Raw genomic sequence first — 15,432 nt, forward strand, 5'->3', positions numbered from 1 at the left:
AGTGACACTGTTTGACCCGGAGCCCGACTCCGGCGCGCAGTCCACGGCTGCCCGCACCCCGGCCGGCGGCCAGCGCCGCACCCTGATTGTGGAAGCCGACGGCGGCTCCCGGGGCAACCCCGGGATTGCCGGTTACGGCGCGCTCGTACGGGACCCGGACACCGGCCGCATCCTCGCCGAGAAAGCCGAATACGTGGGCCGGGTGTCCAACAACGTGGCCGAGTATTCCGGCCTCATAGCGGCGTTGGAGCTGGCCCACGGGATTGATCCCGACTGCTGGATCCTGGCCAAGATGGACTCCAAGCTCGTTGTGGAGCAGATGAGCGGCCGCTGGAAGATCAAGCACGCCGACATGCAGAAGCTGGCGGCGAAAGCCCGCTCCATAGTGAACCCGCAACGGGTGAAGTACCAGTGGATTCCGCGTGAGTTGAACAAGGACGCGGACCGGCTCTCCAATGAGGCCATGGATGCCGGTACTGCCGGCGTGCCGTGGAAACCGCGGGCAGACTCGGTTATGGCGGCCGGTCAGGCACCGGCAGCCGCCCTGGACACGGCAGCCGCCCAGGAATCTGTAGCCGCCCAGGAACCTGCCCCGGCGCCGGCCCCCACGGGACGGCTGCATCACGCGGAGGTTTGGGTCAACGACTTCCCGGCCGCCGAAAAGTCGCTGGGCTGGCTGCTGGAGCGGCTCGGCTACGTCCGCAAGGACACCTGGGACACCGGAGCCAGCTGGCAGGGAGCGGACGGCTACATAGTGCTGGAGTCTGGTCCCGACGTCGAGCGCGGCCCGTACTCCCGGCGCCGTCCGGGCCTGAACCACCTCGCGTTCGCCGCAGGCACCGAGGCCGACGTCGAGCTGCTGGCCCGCCGTGCTGCGAGCCACGGGTGGAGCATGCTTTTCGCCGACCGGCATCCGCACGCCGGCGGGCCGGACCACTATGCCGCCTACCTCGAAAACGATGAGGGCTTCGAAGTCGAACTGGTCGCTGCGCGGCAGTAGTTACTGCTCGGGCAGGATGATGTTGAGCTGATAGGGCTTCCGGCCTGCCGGAGCCACCAGCTCGGCCTCCCACTTCTCAGCGGCGGCCGCCAGCAGCTCCTGCGGCGTGGCCGGCTCGGCCCCCTGACGCACCAGCAGGTGCCGGGCCAGCTCGCCGCGGGTGTGCTTGGCGAAATGCGAGACCACTTTGCGTTTGCCGTCCCGGATCTGGAACACGTTCACCGCAGCGGTGCGCTGCGGATCCGGCGCCCAGGCCGCGGCGTAGGTACTGGACCGGCAGTCCACCACCAGTGAAGTCCCGGCGTATTCGTCCAGGGGCCCGGTCAGATGCTGTTTCCAGAACGCGGCCAGGCGGCCCGTTTCCGGCAGCCGGACGGACATGGACAGCCGGTAGGCCGGAATGGGATCGGCGAAGCCCAGGGCGCCCCACAGAGCCGACATCACCAGCACTGCGTCATCTGCCCGGCGCTGCGATGCTGCCGGCAGCGAGGCATAGCCCAGGGCGTCGTACAGAACACCGGTGTACACCCGGTGCGCGGGTGCGCACGGCTGCTCCGCCAGCACGGTATTGCGCTGCACTTCCGCGGCCAAGGTGGCACCGACTCCCAGCACTTCCAGCGCCGCATCGGACCGGCTGGTTTCGGCCAGTGCTTTCAGGACCAGTCCGCGCGGTTCGGACAGCAGAGGAAAGTGCAGGCGCGACAGGTCCAGGGCCGGACCGGCCGGCGCCGGGGTTTTGCCTTCGGAGGGCGGGAGCAGAATCAGCACCGGTTAATCCTACGCGAGCCGGGCGGCGGGTCCGGGGCGGGTCCGCGGGGACGGTAGAGTTGACCGTGGACGGGTTGGCCAGGCAATCGCGTCGGTGCGGCTGCCTTCGGGACGCCGCTGCCGCCGAGGAAAGTCCGGGCTCCGCAGGGCAGGGTGGTGGGTAACGCCCACTCGGGGAAACCCGCAGGCCAGTGCCACAGAAAACAAACCGCCCGCAGACCGGTTTTGCCGGTCCGCAGGTAAGGGTGAAAAGGCGGTGTAAGAGACCACCAGCGTCCCGGGTGACCGGGACGGCTAGGTAAACCCCACCCGGAGCAAGGCCATACAGGACACGTTTGAGGGCTGCCCGCCCGATGTGTCCGGGTAGGCCGCTTGAGGCCGCCGGCAACGGCGGCCCTAGATGGATGATTGCTCCGTCCGGCCCGGTAACGGACCGGACGCACAAAACCCGGCTTATCGGCCAACCCGTCCACCCCCGCCCGCATTTCCCCGGGCCGCCCGGAAAACCGCTTAAGTGCTCAACAATGGCGCACCTTTTGCCGGGGTTTCCTGCAACTGGATACGGTTTGGGCCGCAACGGGTTGGATTAATCGGACGCTGGGCTATTCTGTGGCAATGTCCCAAACCGAGGCAGCCCGGAAACCTTTGGTTATCCGCAACGCCAATTTCCGGAGGTTGTGGATTTCTTCGACTGCCGGAATTTTCGGCGGTGCCGTTACCAGCGTTGCCCTGCCCGTTATTGCGGTGACTGAACTGGATGCGTCGAATTTCACCGTAGCGGTCCTTGCGGGCATGACTTTCCTGCCCTGGCTGCTCTTCGGTTTGCCCATAGGAGTGCTGGTGGACCGGTACCGGCGCCGGCCCATTATTGTGGCCTCCCTCGCTGTCAGGACACTGCTCCTGGCCAGCCTGCCCGTGGCCTGGTGGCTGGACCTGCTGACCGTGGTCCAGCTTTTCGCCGTTTCTTTCGGCGCCGGGCTTGCCGCAGTGTTTTTCACCCTCGCTGAGCAGGCACTGGTTCCCAGCGCCGTGGCCCGGGAAGAACTGGTCGAGGGCAACGGACTGATGACCGGCTCGGGTGCCTTCGGCGACGCCGGCGGGCGGGCCCTGGGTGGCTGGGTCACCGGCGCGTGGGGAGCTTCCAATGCCCTCCTGCTGCAGGTTGCGGCCTCCCTGGGCTCACTGGCTGCCATCCTGCGCCTGGACATCCGTGAACCCCGCTCCAACCGGCCGAAGGGCCGGCGGGTGCTCCGGGACATGGGGGAGGGCGTGCGTTATGTCTTCAGTACGCTGCCGCTGCGCATGCTCCTTGTGACGGGGGCGCTGTGGAACCTGGGCGGAAACATCGTGGTCTCGTTGCTGGTCCTCCTGGTGATCCGGTCCCTGGGGGAGACGCCGGGCATGCTGGGACTGCTGACTGCGGCCACGGCGGTGGGCGGCACCCTGGGCGGACTGTCCGTCAAACGGATAGCCTCACGCGTCGGCTCGGGCCGGGTGTGGCGGTATTCCATGTTCCCGGCCGTGGCCGGTTACGCCAGCCTGCTGCTGATTTCACCCGGATGGGGAATGGCGGCCGGCTTCATCGGCCTCTTTGTGGCGGGGTTCGCCATTTCCCTGAACATCGTTGTGTCCACCACGTTCCGGCAGCGGGTATGCCCGCCGCAGATGCTCGGACGGCTCGGGTCCGCCCAGCGGATGATCACTTGGGGAATGCTGGCTTTGGCGGCGTTCGCCGCCGGCATCCTCGTGGAGCTGGTAGGCATCCGGGGTGCCATATTGACCGGCATCCTGGTGGCCGCCCTCGCGCCGCTCGCCGCGGCCCTGGGTCCGCTGCGCCGGGTCCGGGACCTCGAGGACCTGGAACCGGAAGGCACGGCGGGGAAACCGGCCGGCCAGGAAGTCTCCCGGCTCCGCCCCTCCTGAGTGTGACGAACGTCTCCGGGAGCCGTCCGGCCGGTGCGATGTGTCCTAATACACTTAGAGGCATTACTGCCAACCGGCACAACGCAGTGCCGGCTGAGAAAAGGATGTGAAGATCTGTGAGTTCCAACTCCGATACGTGCCTTGACACTTGGATGGACCGGGAAGCCCTCGCCGAGGCCATGATCCCGCTGATCGGACGGCTCTACCGGGAAAACAGCGTAGTGACCTCGGTGTACGGACGTCCGCTGGTGAACAAATCGGTGATCGAGATCCTGAAGGCGCACCGGTTTGCGCGCCAGATCGACGAAGCGGAGCTGCCCGTCTCGGAAACCTATCCGCTGCTCAAAGCCCTGACCGAGCTGGAACTCGGAGCCGCCTCCGTGGACCTCGCGCGGATGGGCAACAAGTACAAGGAGAAGGGCGGGGGCCTGCACGGGTTCCTGCGGGCCGAACTGGCCGACGTCGCCGGCAAGCGGGGTGCCGATGAACGCACCAGCACCGACGTCGTCCTCTACGGCTTTGGCCGCATCGGGCGCCTGCTCGCCCGCATCCTGGTGGAAAAGGCCGGCGGCGGGCAGGGCCTTCGCCTGCGTGCCATCGTGGTGCGGAAAGGCTCCGACAACGACCTCATCAAGCGTGCCAGCCTGCTGCGCCGCGATTCCGTGCACGGGGCCTTCAACGGCACCATCACCGTGGATGAGGACAACAACACCATCCTGGCCAACGGCACTCTCATCCAGGTGATCTACTCCAACGATCCCTCAGCCGTGGATTACACCTCCTACGGCATCAATGATGCCGTAGTGGTGGACAACACCGGACGCTGGCGGGACGAAGAAGGACTCTCGCAGCATCTGGCCGCCAAGGGCGTGTCCCGCGTCCTGCTGACCGCGCCGGGCAAGGGAAACCTGAAGAACATTGTGCACGGCATCAACCACGGCGCCATTACGGACGAAGACCGGATTATCACTGCCGCCTCCTGCACCACCAATGCGATTACCCCGGTTCTGAAGGTCCTCAATGACAAGTACGGAATTGTAAACGGGCACGTGGAAACGGTGCACTCGTTCACTAATGACCAGAACCTGATCGACAACTTCCACAACGGGGACCGGCGCGGCCGCTCCGCTGCGCTGAACATGGTCATCACCGAAACCGGGGCCGCCAAGGCCGTGGCCAAGGCGCTGCCCGAACTGGCCGGCAAGCTCAGCGGCAACGCCATCCGGGTGCCCACCCCCGATGTGTCCATGGCCATCCTGAACCTGAACCTCGAAACGGCCACGGACAAGGAAGAGGTCAACGCCTACCTGCGGGAGACGTCGCTGAACTCGCCGCTGCACAAGCAGATCGACTACATCGATTCCCCCGAGGTGGTCTCCAGCGACTTCGTCGGTTCCAAGCGGGCCGGGATCGTGGACGGCCTGGCCACCATTTCCAACGGCACAAACCTGGTGCTGTACGTCTGGTATGACAACGAGTTCGGCTACAGCTGCCAGGTGGTCCGGGTGCTGGAGGAGATGGCGCACGTGAATCCGCCGGCATTCCCCTTGGCACAGTCCCTGGCCTCGATCGCCGGCTAGGACCCGCGGCTGACGCAGGAGGGCCCGCAGGATATCCTGCGGGCCCTCCTGCGTTGCTGTCCCCCCTAGTGGCCGAACGGATCCGGATCCACGCCCGGCATCCAGCTGTGGCCGGGGACGGTCCAGCCCTGGGCCTTGATGACCTTCCGGGCCTTGCGGCTCCAGCGGTCGTTGAGCCGGTCCACGTAGAGCTTGCCGTCCAGATGGTCGTACTCGTGCTGGATCACGCGGGCAAACCAGTCCGTCGCCTCGAACTCGACCGGGGTGCCGTTTTCGTCGAAACCGGATACCTTGACCCATTCCGCCCGGTTCACCGGGAAGTTCTCGCCGGGAACGGAGAGGCAGCCCTCGGAGGTTTCCTCCGGGTCCGGCGCGGCGCCGGGAACCTTGGAAGTGATCAGCACCGGGTTGATGAGCACGCCGCGGTCGGGAGCGTCGTCGTCGTTCTCATAGGCGAACGTGAACAGGCGCAGGCCCACGCCCACCTGCGGGGCGGCCAGGCCGACGCCGTTGGCGACATCCATGGTCTCGTACATGTCCGCGACGAGGGTGCGCAGTTCGTCGTTGAACTCTTCCACCGGCAACGCCCGGCGGTGCAGTACGGGTTCGCCGTGGATAACGATGGGACGTACGGTCATTGCTGTCTTTCTTTCGTCTGGATGGGGGAGGGCGGCCGGGGCCGCGGCGGTGCTAGCGGACGATGCCGCGTCCGATGACTTCCCGCATGATTTCGCTGGTGCCGCCGAAGATGGTCAGCAGGCGGGCAGCCAGGAACGCCTGGGCCACCGGGTATTCGAGGATGTAGCCGTAGCCGCCGTGCAGCTGCAGGCACCGGTCCGTAATGGACTTGGCCCGCTCACTGGCCCAGAGCTTGGCCTTGGCGGCAGAAACGGCATCCAGCTTGCCTTCGTTGAAGGCGGTGACGGCGGAATCCACGTACGCTTCGGTGGCTTCGACTTCGGTTTCGATGTCGGCGAGGGCAAACCGGCTGTTCTGGAAGTCGGCGATCCGCTCCCCGAAGGCGTTGCGCTCCTTGGTGTACTCCACCGTGGCTTCGAAAATCCGGCGCGCAACCGCGGAGGAGGCAACGGCAATGGCCAGCCTGCCCTGCGGCAGCTGCCCTTCGGCGTATTCCAGGCCGCGGCCGACCTCGCCCACGAGGTTCACCGACGGGACGAACACGTCATCGAAGAACAGTTCGGCGGTGTCCGAGGCCTTCAGGCCCATTTTGTCCAGCTGGCGGCCGGTGCTGTAACCCTCGGTTTTCTCCACCATGAACATGCTGAAGGAGTCCCGCTGCCCGCGGCCCGTCCCGCCGTCAGTGCGGGCCAGGACCAGGGAGGCGTCTCCGCTGATGCCGTTGCCGATGAACGTCTTCTGGCCGCTGATGCGCCAGCCGCCGTCGTCGGTGCGTACAGCCTTGGTGCGGATTCCGCGCAGGTCGCTGCCCGCGCCGGGTTCGGTCCAGGCGACGGAGGTGACCTTGTCCCCGGAGACCATGCCCGGCAGCCAGCGTTCCTTCAGTTCGTCGGAGCCGTAGGCGAGCAGGTGGGGGAGGACCATGTCGTCATGCAGGTGGAAGGCCAGGCCGACGGCGAGATGGTTGGCACGGGCGAATTCCTCGTCCATTACCGCCCGGAAGCGGTAATCCGGCATGCCCGCCCCGCCGAACTCCTCGGGGACAGCCAAGCCAAGCAGGCCCTGCTCACCGGCAGCCTTCCACAGCCGGCGCGGCATCATGTGCGCGGCGTCCCAGTCCGCATACCCGGGGGCTACTTCGCGGGCGTCGAATTCCCGGACGACTTCCCGGAACAGCTCATGGTCCTCTTCGAACAGTCTGCGCTCCAAGGCGGCGCCTCCTCATTGATAAGCCACGCGTAGGCGTAGGGGTTGTTGCCGGGCTGTGCCCGCAGCGGCAGTGATCGCCCCTGAGGCTAACAGTCAAACACACACAGGAAAGGCCGCCCCGGAATCATCCGAGGCGGCCTTTCGAAGCTGTAACCGCCAGCCTCATTGGGGTGAGTAACGGGGGTTGAACCCGCGACCTCCTGGACCACAACCAGGCGCTCTGCCAACTGAGCTATACCCACCATGTGCCTCAAACGTTCATCCGCGAAGTCCAGGCGAGTGGTCTTGCGGACTCATTTATCTGAGGCAGCGGAATCAAGCTTACACGGTTTTTTGAGTGCTTCTGACACAACCGGCACCGGAGGCAGGTTTTGTGACGGAGCTAACTTCCGATTCCCGCGGCGATCTTCTTGGCCGTGGCGGAATCCGGCCCCGGAGCGGGCACGAAAACTGCCTCGCGGTAGTAGCGCAGCTCGTTGATGGAATCGCGGATATCGCCCAGTGCCCGGTGTCCGCCGTTCTTGGCGGGGGCCTGGAAATACGCGCGCGGGTACCAGCGCCGCGCCAGTTCCTTGATGGTGGAGACGTCGATGATCCGGTAATGGAGGTAATTGATGACCTCGGGCATGTCGCGGGCGAGGAACATCTTGTCCGTGCCTACGGAATTGCCGGCCAGCTGGGCCTTTTTGGGTTCCGGAACCCACTTGGTGATGTATTCGATAACCGCGGCCTCGGCCTCAGCCATCGAAATGCCGTTCGGGAGCTCGTCCAGGAGCTTGGAAGTGGTGTGCATCTGGCGCACGAAGTCGCCCATCTGGGACAAAGCGGCGTCGTCCGGCTTGATCACCACGTCTACGCCGTCGCCGAGGATGTTCAGCTCGGAGTCCGTGACCAGGACGGCCACCTCAATGAGGGCATCGGATTCAATGTCCAGACCGGTCATTTCGCAGTCGATCCAGACCATACGTTCATTAGTTATTGGCACGAATCCAATGTACCGCGTCCGCCGCCCGGCAGGCGGGGAACCGGAGGCGCGGGCGGGCGGCTACAGGCTGGAGTGGCTCCGCTGGCGGCGGTCCGGCAGTTCTGCGTCCGCCGTCACGAGGGGGGCGGGCGTTCGCGCAAGGTAAGGCTGCAGCGGGATCTGGCCCGTTTCCGGGGGGCCGAAGGTGCGCGTCCACCGGCTGGGTTCAGCCGGCATCTCATGAACAACCGGCATGGCGGCTGCACGCCGCCCGTGCGGGGCCGGACGGTCCATCCGCGCCGGCTGCGGGGCGGGGCGCAGCGCGGGGGAGGGCTGTATTGCAGAGGGCTGCAGTGCAGGGGAGGGCCGCAGTGCCGGGCGGGTTGGCGCGGCTGCGGCAGCGGTGGGGCGGGAAGCGGGTGTGGCAGCGCGTGTGGCGGGGGTGGGAACGGGTGCCTGGACTGAAACCGCGGGCGGCGCAGGGACGGAATTCGCTGCGGGAGCCGGTGCGGCAGCCAGGGCAGGGACCGAAGAACCGGCAACAGCGGCCGGGGAAGCCGGCGCGGGGGAGAAGCACCATGCGACGCCGAAGGCGAAGAGGAGCAGTGACGACGTCACCGCAACCGCGGACGGGGGTACCTCCACCCACACCATGGCGGCTGCTCCTATCAGTGTGAGGAACAACCCCCAGCCCAGCAGTTCCGGGCTGCGGCGCTGCTGCGTGTGGTTTCGGCCTGCCCGGCTGTGTTCTTTGCCCGCTTTGCCTGCTTTGCCCGGGTGCCCGGCCGGGGCATCCCGGGTTGCGGCACGTGCGGGAACGGTCCCCGACGGATGCGCGGGTTTAGTTACAGCTTTCCTTACAGGTTCTGCCCGGTGGCGCCCCACAGCCTTTACCGCCTTGCCTTTTACTTGCATCAAAAATCACATCTGGAGCTTCAGTCTAAGCGACGCTGTGTCCGGGCCCGGGATTGACTTCGCCGCGTCGCGCGCGCCGGGTTTGCCCGGGCCGCGATGCTAATATCAGCCTATTGACGGTGCCCGGGCTCTATGCTGCCCTGCTTTAGGGAGGCGCCGCCCTGTCCGCCGCCAGGCCCGCAGGAATCGTGTTCACCCCAGAGATTGGAACCACGTAGATGACCGCGCAGGTCCCCGCGACCGAGCCTTCGTCTCCGGGCCCGGAGATAGCTAAAGCTGACCGTCCCAACATAGCGATCATTCAGGGGTTCATCGGCTCCCTCATGATGCTCGCCGGATCCTTCGGGGTGGGCTGGCTTTCACTGGCATCCGCCAGCCTGCGCAGCAACCCGGTGATCATTTGGATGCGTTTCGACGAGCCCTTCGGTGCCATCGTCGCCGTGCTGCTCCTGTCCACGGGCGGCATGCTGTTGGTGCGCTCCTGGCTCCGGCTGGGCCAGCGGATGAAAGGCTGGGGCCCGGAGTCCCGGCCGGTCATCCTGAAGGCGGTCATTGCCTGGGCGGCGCCCCTGTGCTTCACGCTGCCGCTGTTCAGCCGCGATGTGTTCGCCTACATCGCCCAGGGCCTGGTGATGGTCAGCGGTTTGAACCCGTACAAGGACGGCTACTCGCAGATCTCCAACTACCTGCAGATCGGCGCCGACGATCTGTGGGCACAGAGCCCCACCCCGTACGGTCCGGTGTTCCTCTGGCTGGAGCAGCTGGTGGTTCTGGTAACGAACGGCCAGACCGAGTTCTCCATCCTGCTGTTCCGGCTGATCGCCGTCATCGGTGTGGCAATGTGCGTGTATTTCGTGCCGAAGCTGGCTGAACTGCACGGGATCAATCCCAACCGCGCGCTGTGGCTCACGGCAGCGAACCCGCTGTTCCTGACCAACTTCATCGCCAGCATCCACAATGACGCCCTGATGATCGGATTGGCGCTGGCCGGGCTCTACCTTGCCGCCACCAAGCGTCCCGTAGCCGGCATCCTGCTGGTCACACTGTCGATCGGCATCAAGCCGATCACCATCATCTTCCTTCCGTTCATCGGCCTGCTGTGGGCCGGCAAGAACGCATCCTGGCGGCGCAGGTTTACCTACTGGTTCATCACGGCCGCCATGTCACTGGGGCTGCTGTGGATCATGGGCCTGATCAACGGTTTCGGGTTCGGCTGGGTGGGTGCCCTGAGCACCCCGGGCAGTGTATGGATCTGGTACGCGCCGGTCGGTTTCGCCGGCATGCTGGTTGCCACCCTCGGCAACGCGCTGGGACTGCCCGGCTGGACCATGGCCGATGTTGTCCACACCATCGGACGGCTGGCATCCGTGGGAATTGTGCTGTGGCAGATGTTCGTGGGTGAGTACAGCCGGCTGATCCGCCGGCTGACCCTGGCCTTCGCCGCCATCGTAATGCTCGCGCCCATGATCCAGTCCTGGTACGTGGTCTGGCTCATCCCGCTCTTCGCCGTGACCGGTATCCGCGATGACTGGCAGGCCAAGACCCTGTACCTGTTCGTGTCCTTCTTTATGGTCTACGCGATCAGCGACCAGCTCGATATCTGGCCCTACTTCGAGTTCAGCCTCAGCGCGGCCCGGCAGATTGCCGCCGTGACGGCACTGGGCTTCGCGCTGTACCTGATCTTCCTGGACCCCAAGACCAAGGTCCTGTTCCGCAAGAAGCTTACGGCGCCTGCTCCGGGAGAACTGCGGCACTGAACCGGTTCCCGCCGGCGCGGGTCAGGGTGATGACCCGCGCCAGCGCCCAGCCGAACAGCACCAGCAGCAGGACGTTGCGGGCGGTCAGCAGCAGCGCCACGGCGATGTTCAGGTCCTTGTACAGGGCCGCGTAGAACATCGGATAAACCAGCGTGGTCAGGGCGGCGATGGCCAGCATCAGGATCCCGGGCACTTTCCAGTCCCGGCCCTCCCATGCCAGCCCCACCGCCGTGACGGCACCGAGCCACAGCATGAACTGCGGTGATCCAACCTTGTTGAAGACAATAAATGCGGCCACCAGGGCCAGCGAGCCGGAGATCAGCAGGGAGCGCGGATCGGCGCCGCGGCGAAGCGCCCAAATCAGCAGTCCGACGACGGCGAGGGCGGCCAGTGCGAGCAGCGGCGTCATCAGCGCGGCCACCGGCTCGCCGAGGGCACCGCGGACCTCGCGGGTATTGATGATCTTGTCCTCGTAAATATGGGCATCCGATGAACCCAGGATCGCCTGCCACAGCCCCGGCGTCGTGAAGGGAGCCTCCATCTGCATCCCGCGGGCCCCCTGTTCGCCGAAGAAACTCAGCAGGTGCCGCAGGCCGCCGCCTAGGGCGACGGTGACGGCAACGGCAGCGGACACGGCGGCACCGGTGGCGAGCAGCGTGAGCCGCTTCTTCCAGGCGACCAGCACCGCGAGGATAACGGCAGCCGGCCAAACCTTGATCCAGGTGGCCACGGACAGCAGCGCCGAGGCAAGCACCGGTCGGGTTGCCAGGAAGAGCAGGCCCATGATCACCAGGGGAGCGGTCAGCCCATCCACGCGCCCCACCGCCACGGGCCCCAGCAGGGCAGTGGCCGCGAGCCACCAGTACGCGGCAGCGGTGCCGCCGGCTCCGGCCCGGCGGGCCAGGACGGCGACCGCGCCGGCGTTCAGCGCCGTGAACAGCAGGAACCAGACGAACTGGTACGCGCCGAACCCGAACAGCGCCGCAAGCACCATGGGGGCCAGCGCGAGGACGGGATACACCCACGCAGTGTCAAAGACCAGCCAATGGCCATGGCTCAGGCCGTCAAACGCCCACTGCCGGTAGAAGTTCACATCGCTCAGCGCCCCGCCGTCGAGAATCAAGGGAGCCAGGGCGGCGAGGAAGCCCAGATGGACCACGGCAAACGCCGTCCAGAGGGCCGACGGGCTCAGTATCCGCCGCTGAAAGGTTGCCGAAATCCGGGACATGCGAGGGTGGTGCTCCTTAGCTCAAACCGTTGCCGTGCCGCACGCGGGCACAGCGATAAGGCTACCGGCGTCCGGTGCCCGGCATGCAATCCGGCGCCGGACACGGGATACTGGAACCATGACCGACCTAACTGAAGAAGTGATCGTGGCGGATTTTGACGTTTCGGAGTGGGAACCCACCCCCTATCAGGTGGAGGGAACCAACAGCGAACTGTCCACCGTCCGGGCCGTGAAGATCTTCGAGGGAGACATCACCGGCACCAGCGTCGCGGACCTCATCATGGCCGGCAACACGGTAGGGGCGGGTTATGTCGGGTCCGAGGTGTTTGCCGGCACCGTCGCCGGCCGGACGGGAACCATGGTCATCCAGCACTGGGGCCTCGCCGAAGGTACGGCCACGGCCAGTTCCGGCCATATCATCCCCGGCTCCGGCACCGACGGGCTTGCCGGTATCTCCGGGAAGGCAATTTACACCCAGGAGGAGGACGGCCAGCACCGGCTCGAACTGCGGGTAACCTTCCCGGAAATCCAAGCGTAGTACGGGCCGGGCACTTACCGCCCCGGCACCGGAAGGACCGTCAGTGCGGCGTACAGTGCTGCGGCCGCGGCAGCGGCGATCACCAGCGCGAAGCCGGCCAGCCACACGCCAGCGGGTATGCCGGTGCGCCGGGCGAGGATAAAGGCGTCCGAGCTTTCCAGGTTTCGCCGGCGGGTATGGACCCGGACCACGTTCAGCCAGTCCCGCACGGCACCCACCAGCAGGGCAACACCGGTGCACACGGCCGCATAGCCAGCCGTCACCGGCGAGGAGAACCACACCAGCAGTACGGAGACCAAGGCGCTGCCAAAGGCGATGGCGAAGCCCTGGACATTGCGGATAAACAGCAGCGCCGCCAGCAGCACCAGCGCACTGGCGGACAGCGCGGTCCCCGCCCAGCCGTACAGCGCCGCCAGAATGAGCCCGGCGCCCACCACCGCGGGCACGGGGTAACCCCAAAACCCCGCCCAGGCAGCAGGGAACCCGCCGCGGCCCAGCGAACGCATGTCGCCGGAATGGTCAAAACGCAGCCGGATGCCCTTCACCACCTGCCCGGTCATCAGGGCCGCGAAGGCGTGTCCAAGTTCGTGGACAAAGGTCACGAACAGACCAAACCAGCGCCAGGTGCTCCGCGGGATGCTGAGCAGGGCGGCTGCGGCAACAACAAGCAGCAGCACCGCCGGCGCCGGGTCGAGGGCCGGCCCGCGGCTGAAACCCTCCAGTACCCTGGACCACCACTCGGAGGCAATCCCCGGAAGGGAGCCGGGCACGACGTCAGCCACGTGCGCCGCCGGCCCGTGCCGCCGGGTCAGGGTTCCAGCACGCCGCGCAGGATCGAATCCCCGGAGTGCGTGGGGTTGCCGTCGAACGGTTCATCGGAGATATCAACAATGGGGTACTCATTGAGGTCAAGGTTAGCCGGAATGGTGAACCTGCCCTCCGTCCCCTCCATGGTGCCCAGGCTGACCATCCGTTCAATATCGGGGGCTATCAGCCACACTTCACGGAAACCCTGCGCATCCGCACCGCTGGCCGTCACCACCAGTTCCCGTCCGCCGTCGGCCCGCTGGTCCACCTCTGCGCGGCCAGTGTCCTGATAGGCCGGCAGCGGTGCCAGGTCAACGGCAGCGATTACCTCGGTGCGGTCGGCCAGGATCCGGGAAATACCCCAGGTGCCGGCGGCGGCGAGGACTACGGCTGCCGCTGCGGCGGCCAGGATCTGCGGCAGGCGGCGCCGGTTGCGGCGGCTACGGGCTGCGTCCAGGGAAACGGGGGAAGCCTGCGGTTCCGCCGCGGGTGCGGACTGTTCCCGGGCTGGGCCGGATTCCGCCGCGTCTGAGGCCGGGGGCGTATCGAAGGGGTCCCGGCGTACGGCGTCGCCCAGGCCCAGCGAGGAATGGATGCCCTCCCAGACCGAGGCCTGCGGATGCGGCAGGGCGCCGGCAGCAGGGGCACGTCCTGCCGTCACAACGCGGCCCAGTGCTTCCACTTCGGCCGTGCACTGGGTGCACTGTTGGAGATGCGCGGTTTCTTCGGCCGTGCCCTCGCCCAAGGCGTTCAGGGCCAGCGCTTCAGATGACAGATGCTGCATCGCTGACCTCCAATCGCTGGCGTAGTTGGACAAGGCTTCTTCGGATATGGCTCTTGACGGTACCCAAGGGTAGTTTCAGTTTTTCCGATATCTGCTGGTGTGTCAGGTCCTCGTGGAAAGCGAGCCGGAGGATGGATCCCTGTGGTTCCCCGAGCCGGGCCAGCTCGGCATCGAGAACCACCCGGTCAGCAACGCCGTCGGGGTCCGGCCCGGCCGGTTCGGTCCGCTGCCCGTGGGGCAGGACCGGTTCGTCCACCAGGGTTTCGGAGCTTCGCTGCTTGGCCGTGGCCATTCCGGCCGCGACGTTTCGTCCTATGCCGACAAGCCAGGCCGCGAGCGTCGAGCGTTCCGGCGAATAACTTTCCCGGTATTTCCAGGCCCGGATGAATACTTCCTGTACCGCGTCGTCGGCAGCGCCCTGGTCAAAAAGCTTCCGCAGCGCCAGCGCACGGATCAGGGGCGAAAAGCGGCGGTAGGCATCCGCCAGCGCCGTTTCGTCGCCCGCAGCGAAGGCGTGGTCCATCGCGGCGTCGGGCTCCGTGGCGCCGGTGGGCATCAGTGCCGTACTCCTGCCGTACTCGTGCGGGACCGGACCAGGTACGGGCCGGCTCTCTTGGGTTGCCACTATGGTACGGGCACCGCAGTGAGTACAACGTTATCTTCATAGTCTCCGACCGAGTCGAGCCACTTGCCGCCGCAGGTCACCAGCTCGAGCCGGGGTGCGCCGCCGCGGTCGAACAGATCGAACTGGTCCAGGGAAGCCTTGGGGATGTTCTTCACCTCTTGGGTGGTGTATCTCAGGACGGAGCCGTCGCTGCGGGTCACGGTAAGCGGCGTGCCTGCGGGCACCTCGTCCAGGCCGGCGATGGGAAGCTGTTCGGTACGCGAGTCCACATGGGCTGCCAGGACGGCGGCGCCGCGCGAAGACCCGGGTGCCGGTCCGAAGCGGTACCAGCCGGCCTGGTAATGGTTGTTGGGCAGGGCCATGGCCCCGTTGGGTTCCTGGCCCACGGGAATGACTTCCAGTTCGATGCCGGTACCGTCCACGCTGATGCCGACGGGATCCGGAATCTCCTCAGCCGGGGTGGGGGTGGCCTGGCGAATCGGTACCGGCTCTGCCGCGGCGGAAGGGGCTGGCGACGACGCCCCCGGCGCGGCGGTTACTGATGCGTCCGGTCCGGCCGACGGCGGCTGGCTGCCTCCGCAGGCAGCAGTGCCGGCAACAGCTGCCGAGAGGAATACTGCCGCGGCGAGCCGGCGGAGGGGAGCTGAGGGCATGGATGGTTCCTCCGGGAAGGGTGAACCCGGTGCTGCAGCGCG

General features: G+C 66.4%; 15 protein-coding genes, 1 tRNA gene and 1 other RNA gene. 6 read left to right on the plus strand and 11 right to left on the minus strand.

All coding sequences use genetic code 11. From position 1 onward, the window contains the following. Window position 1 precedes the first annotated feature (1 nt). Window positions 2-1,000 carry a reverse transcriptase-like protein gene (locus LJ754_RS07400; RefSeq protein WP_331461514.1) on the plus strand — a complete coding sequence of 333 codons (999 nt, stop codon included), beginning with the start codon at window positions 2-4 and terminating at the stop codon, window positions 998-1,000. Here LJ754_RS07400 and LJ754_RS07405 read toward each other — a convergent pair whose 3' ends face one another. Next, complete coding sequence (locus LJ754_RS07405; RefSeq protein ID WP_227911668.1) at window positions 1,001-1,768, minus strand: YaaA family protein; 768 nt, start codon at window positions 1,766-1,768, stop codon at window positions 1,001-1,003. Window positions 1,769-1,838: 70 nt separating this feature from the next. On the opposite strand from LJ754_RS07405, the gene rnpB reads away from it, so the two are divergent. From rnpB to LJ754_RS07420, 3 genes are all read left to right on the plus strand, one after another. After that, window positions 1,839-2,240: RNase P RNA component class A (gene rnpB / locus LJ754_RS07410), an RNA gene on the plus strand. A 143-nt stretch (window positions 2,241-2,383) separates the two neighbouring features. After that, complete coding sequence (locus LJ754_RS07415; RefSeq protein ID WP_227926108.1) at window positions 2,384-3,691, plus strand: MFS transporter; 1,308 nt, start codon at window positions 2,384-2,386, stop codon at window positions 3,689-3,691. A gap of 116 nt (window positions 3,692-3,807) precedes the next feature. Then, complete coding sequence (locus tag LJ754_RS07420; RefSeq protein WP_227926109.1) at window positions 3,808-5,271, plus strand: glyceraldehyde-3-phosphate dehydrogenase; 1,464 nt, start codon at window positions 3,808-3,810, stop codon at window positions 5,269-5,271. Window positions 5,272-5,336: 65 nt separating this feature from the next. Here LJ754_RS07420 and def read toward each other — a convergent pair whose 3' ends face one another. The 5 genes from def to LJ754_RS07445 form a co-directional block, all read right to left on the minus strand. Then, window positions 5,337-5,909 (minus strand): peptide deformylase, encoded by a 573-nt coding sequence (def, locus tag LJ754_RS07425; protein ID WP_227926110.1) that lies wholly within the window; start codon window positions 5,907-5,909, stop codon window positions 5,337-5,339. A 52-nt stretch (window positions 5,910-5,961) separates the two neighbouring features. Continuing rightward, the gene (locus tag LJ754_RS07430; protein ID WP_227911664.1) at window positions 5,962-7,119 is read right to left on the minus strand and encodes an acyl-CoA dehydrogenase family protein; all 1,158 of its coding nucleotides are present in this window, start codon (window positions 7,117-7,119) and stop codon (window positions 5,962-5,964) included. Between the two features lie 166 nt (window positions 7,120-7,285). Further along, window positions 7,286-7,361, minus strand: a tRNA-His gene (locus LJ754_RS07435). 140 nt (window positions 7,362-7,501) lie between these two features. Continuing rightward, the gene (gene orn, locus LJ754_RS07440; RefSeq protein WP_227911663.1) at window positions 7,502-8,104 is read right to left on the minus strand and encodes an oligoribonuclease; all 603 of its coding nucleotides are present in this window, start codon (window positions 8,102-8,104) and stop codon (window positions 7,502-7,504) included. A gap of 60 nt (window positions 8,105-8,164) precedes the next feature. Next, the gene (locus LJ754_RS07445) at window positions 8,165-8,737 is read right to left on the minus strand and encodes a hypothetical protein (protein ID WP_227926111.1); all 573 of its coding nucleotides are present in this window, start codon (window positions 8,735-8,737) and stop codon (window positions 8,165-8,167) included. 479 nt (window positions 8,738-9,216) lie between these two features. Between LJ754_RS07445 and mptB the strand changes: the two genes are divergently transcribed. Then, window positions 9,217-10,755, plus strand: a complete 1,539-nt coding sequence (gene mptB / locus LJ754_RS07450) for a polyprenol phosphomannose-dependent alpha 1,6 mannosyltransferase MptB (protein ID WP_227911661.1) — start codon at window positions 9,217-9,219, stop codon at window positions 10,753-10,755. Here the strand turns inward: mptB and LJ754_RS07455 are convergent. Continuing rightward, complete coding sequence (locus LJ754_RS07455) at window positions 10,721-11,983, minus strand: glycosyltransferase 87 family protein (protein ID WP_227926112.1); 1,263 nt, start codon at window positions 11,981-11,983, stop codon at window positions 10,721-10,723. The two genes, mptB and LJ754_RS07455, sit on opposite strands and share 35 nt — an antisense overlap. A gap of 118 nt (window positions 11,984-12,101) precedes the next feature. Here LJ754_RS07455 and LJ754_RS07460 point away from each other — a divergent pair, with 118 nt between their 5' ends. Further along, window positions 12,102-12,521: a DUF3224 domain-containing protein gene (locus tag LJ754_RS07460; protein ID WP_227911659.1), complete on the plus strand. Its 420-nt coding sequence runs from the start codon at window positions 12,102-12,104 to the stop codon at window positions 12,519-12,521. A 14-nt stretch (window positions 12,522-12,535) separates the two neighbouring features. On the opposite strand, the gene LJ754_RS07465 is transcribed toward LJ754_RS07460, so the two are convergent. From LJ754_RS07465 to LJ754_RS07480, 4 genes are all read right to left on the minus strand, one after another. After that, window positions 12,536-13,303 carry a M50 family metallopeptidase gene (locus tag LJ754_RS07465; RefSeq protein ID WP_227926113.1) on the minus strand — a complete coding sequence of 256 codons (768 nt, stop codon included), beginning with the start codon at window positions 13,301-13,303 and terminating at the stop codon, window positions 12,536-12,538. A 26-nt stretch (window positions 13,304-13,329) separates the two neighbouring features. Next, window positions 13,330-14,112: an anti-sigma factor gene (locus LJ754_RS07470; protein WP_227926114.1), complete on the minus strand. Its 783-nt coding sequence runs from the start codon at window positions 14,110-14,112 to the stop codon at window positions 13,330-13,332. Further along, window positions 14,093-14,668, minus strand: a complete 576-nt coding sequence (locus tag LJ754_RS07475) for an RNA polymerase sigma factor (RefSeq protein WP_227911656.1) — start codon at window positions 14,666-14,668, stop codon at window positions 14,093-14,095. The genes LJ754_RS07470 and LJ754_RS07475 overlap by 20 nt, the downstream gene beginning before the upstream one ends. A gap of 68 nt (window positions 14,669-14,736) precedes the next feature. Next, window positions 14,737-15,390, minus strand: coding sequence for a class F sortase (locus LJ754_RS07480; protein ID WP_227926115.1), 654 nt, complete (start codon window positions 15,388-15,390; stop codon window positions 14,737-14,739). Window positions 15,391-15,432 lie beyond the last annotated feature (42 nt).

The sequence above is a fragment of the Arthrobacter sp. zg-Y40 genome (assembly GCF_020731535.1).
Taxonomy (GTDB): Bacteria; Actinomycetota; Actinomycetes; order Actinomycetales; family Micrococcaceae; genus Arthrobacter_B.

Bases quoted from the DNA above. Each gene is read 5' to 3' on its own strand.
- LJ754_RS07415 (WP_227926108.1), top strand. From the start codon at position 2,384: ATGTCCCAAACCGAGGCAGCCCGGAAACCTTTGGTTATCCGCAACGCC.
- def (WP_227926110.1), bottom strand. From the start codon at position 5,909: ATGACCGTACGTCCCATCGTTATCCACGGCGAACCCGTACTGCACCGC.
- LJ754_RS07445 (WP_227926111.1), bottom strand. From the start codon at position 8,737: ATGGTGTGGGTGGAGGTACCCCCGTCCGCGGTTGCGGTGACGTCGTCA.
- mptB (WP_227911661.1), top strand. From the start codon at position 9,217: ATGACCGCGCAGGTCCCCGCGACCGAGCCTTCGTCTCCGGGCCCGGAG.
- LJ754_RS07455 (WP_227926112.1), bottom strand. From the start codon at position 11,983: ATGTCCCGGATTTCGGCAACCTTTCAGCGGCGGATACTGAGCCCGTCG.
- LJ754_RS07460 (WP_227911659.1), top strand. From the start codon at position 12,102: ATGACCGACCTAACTGAAGAAGTGATCGTGGCGGATTTTGACGTTTCG.
- LJ754_RS07470 (WP_227926114.1), bottom strand. From the start codon at position 14,112: ATGCAGCATCTGTCATCTGAAGCGCTGGCCCTGAACGCCTTGGGCGAG.
- LJ754_RS07475 (WP_227911656.1), bottom strand. From the start codon at position 14,668: ATGCCCACCGGCGCCACGGAGCCCGACGCCGCGATGGACCACGCCTTC.
- LJ754_RS07480 (WP_227926115.1), bottom strand. From the start codon at position 15,390: ATGCCCTCAGCTCCCCTCCGCCGGCTCGCCGCGGCAGTATTCCTCTCG.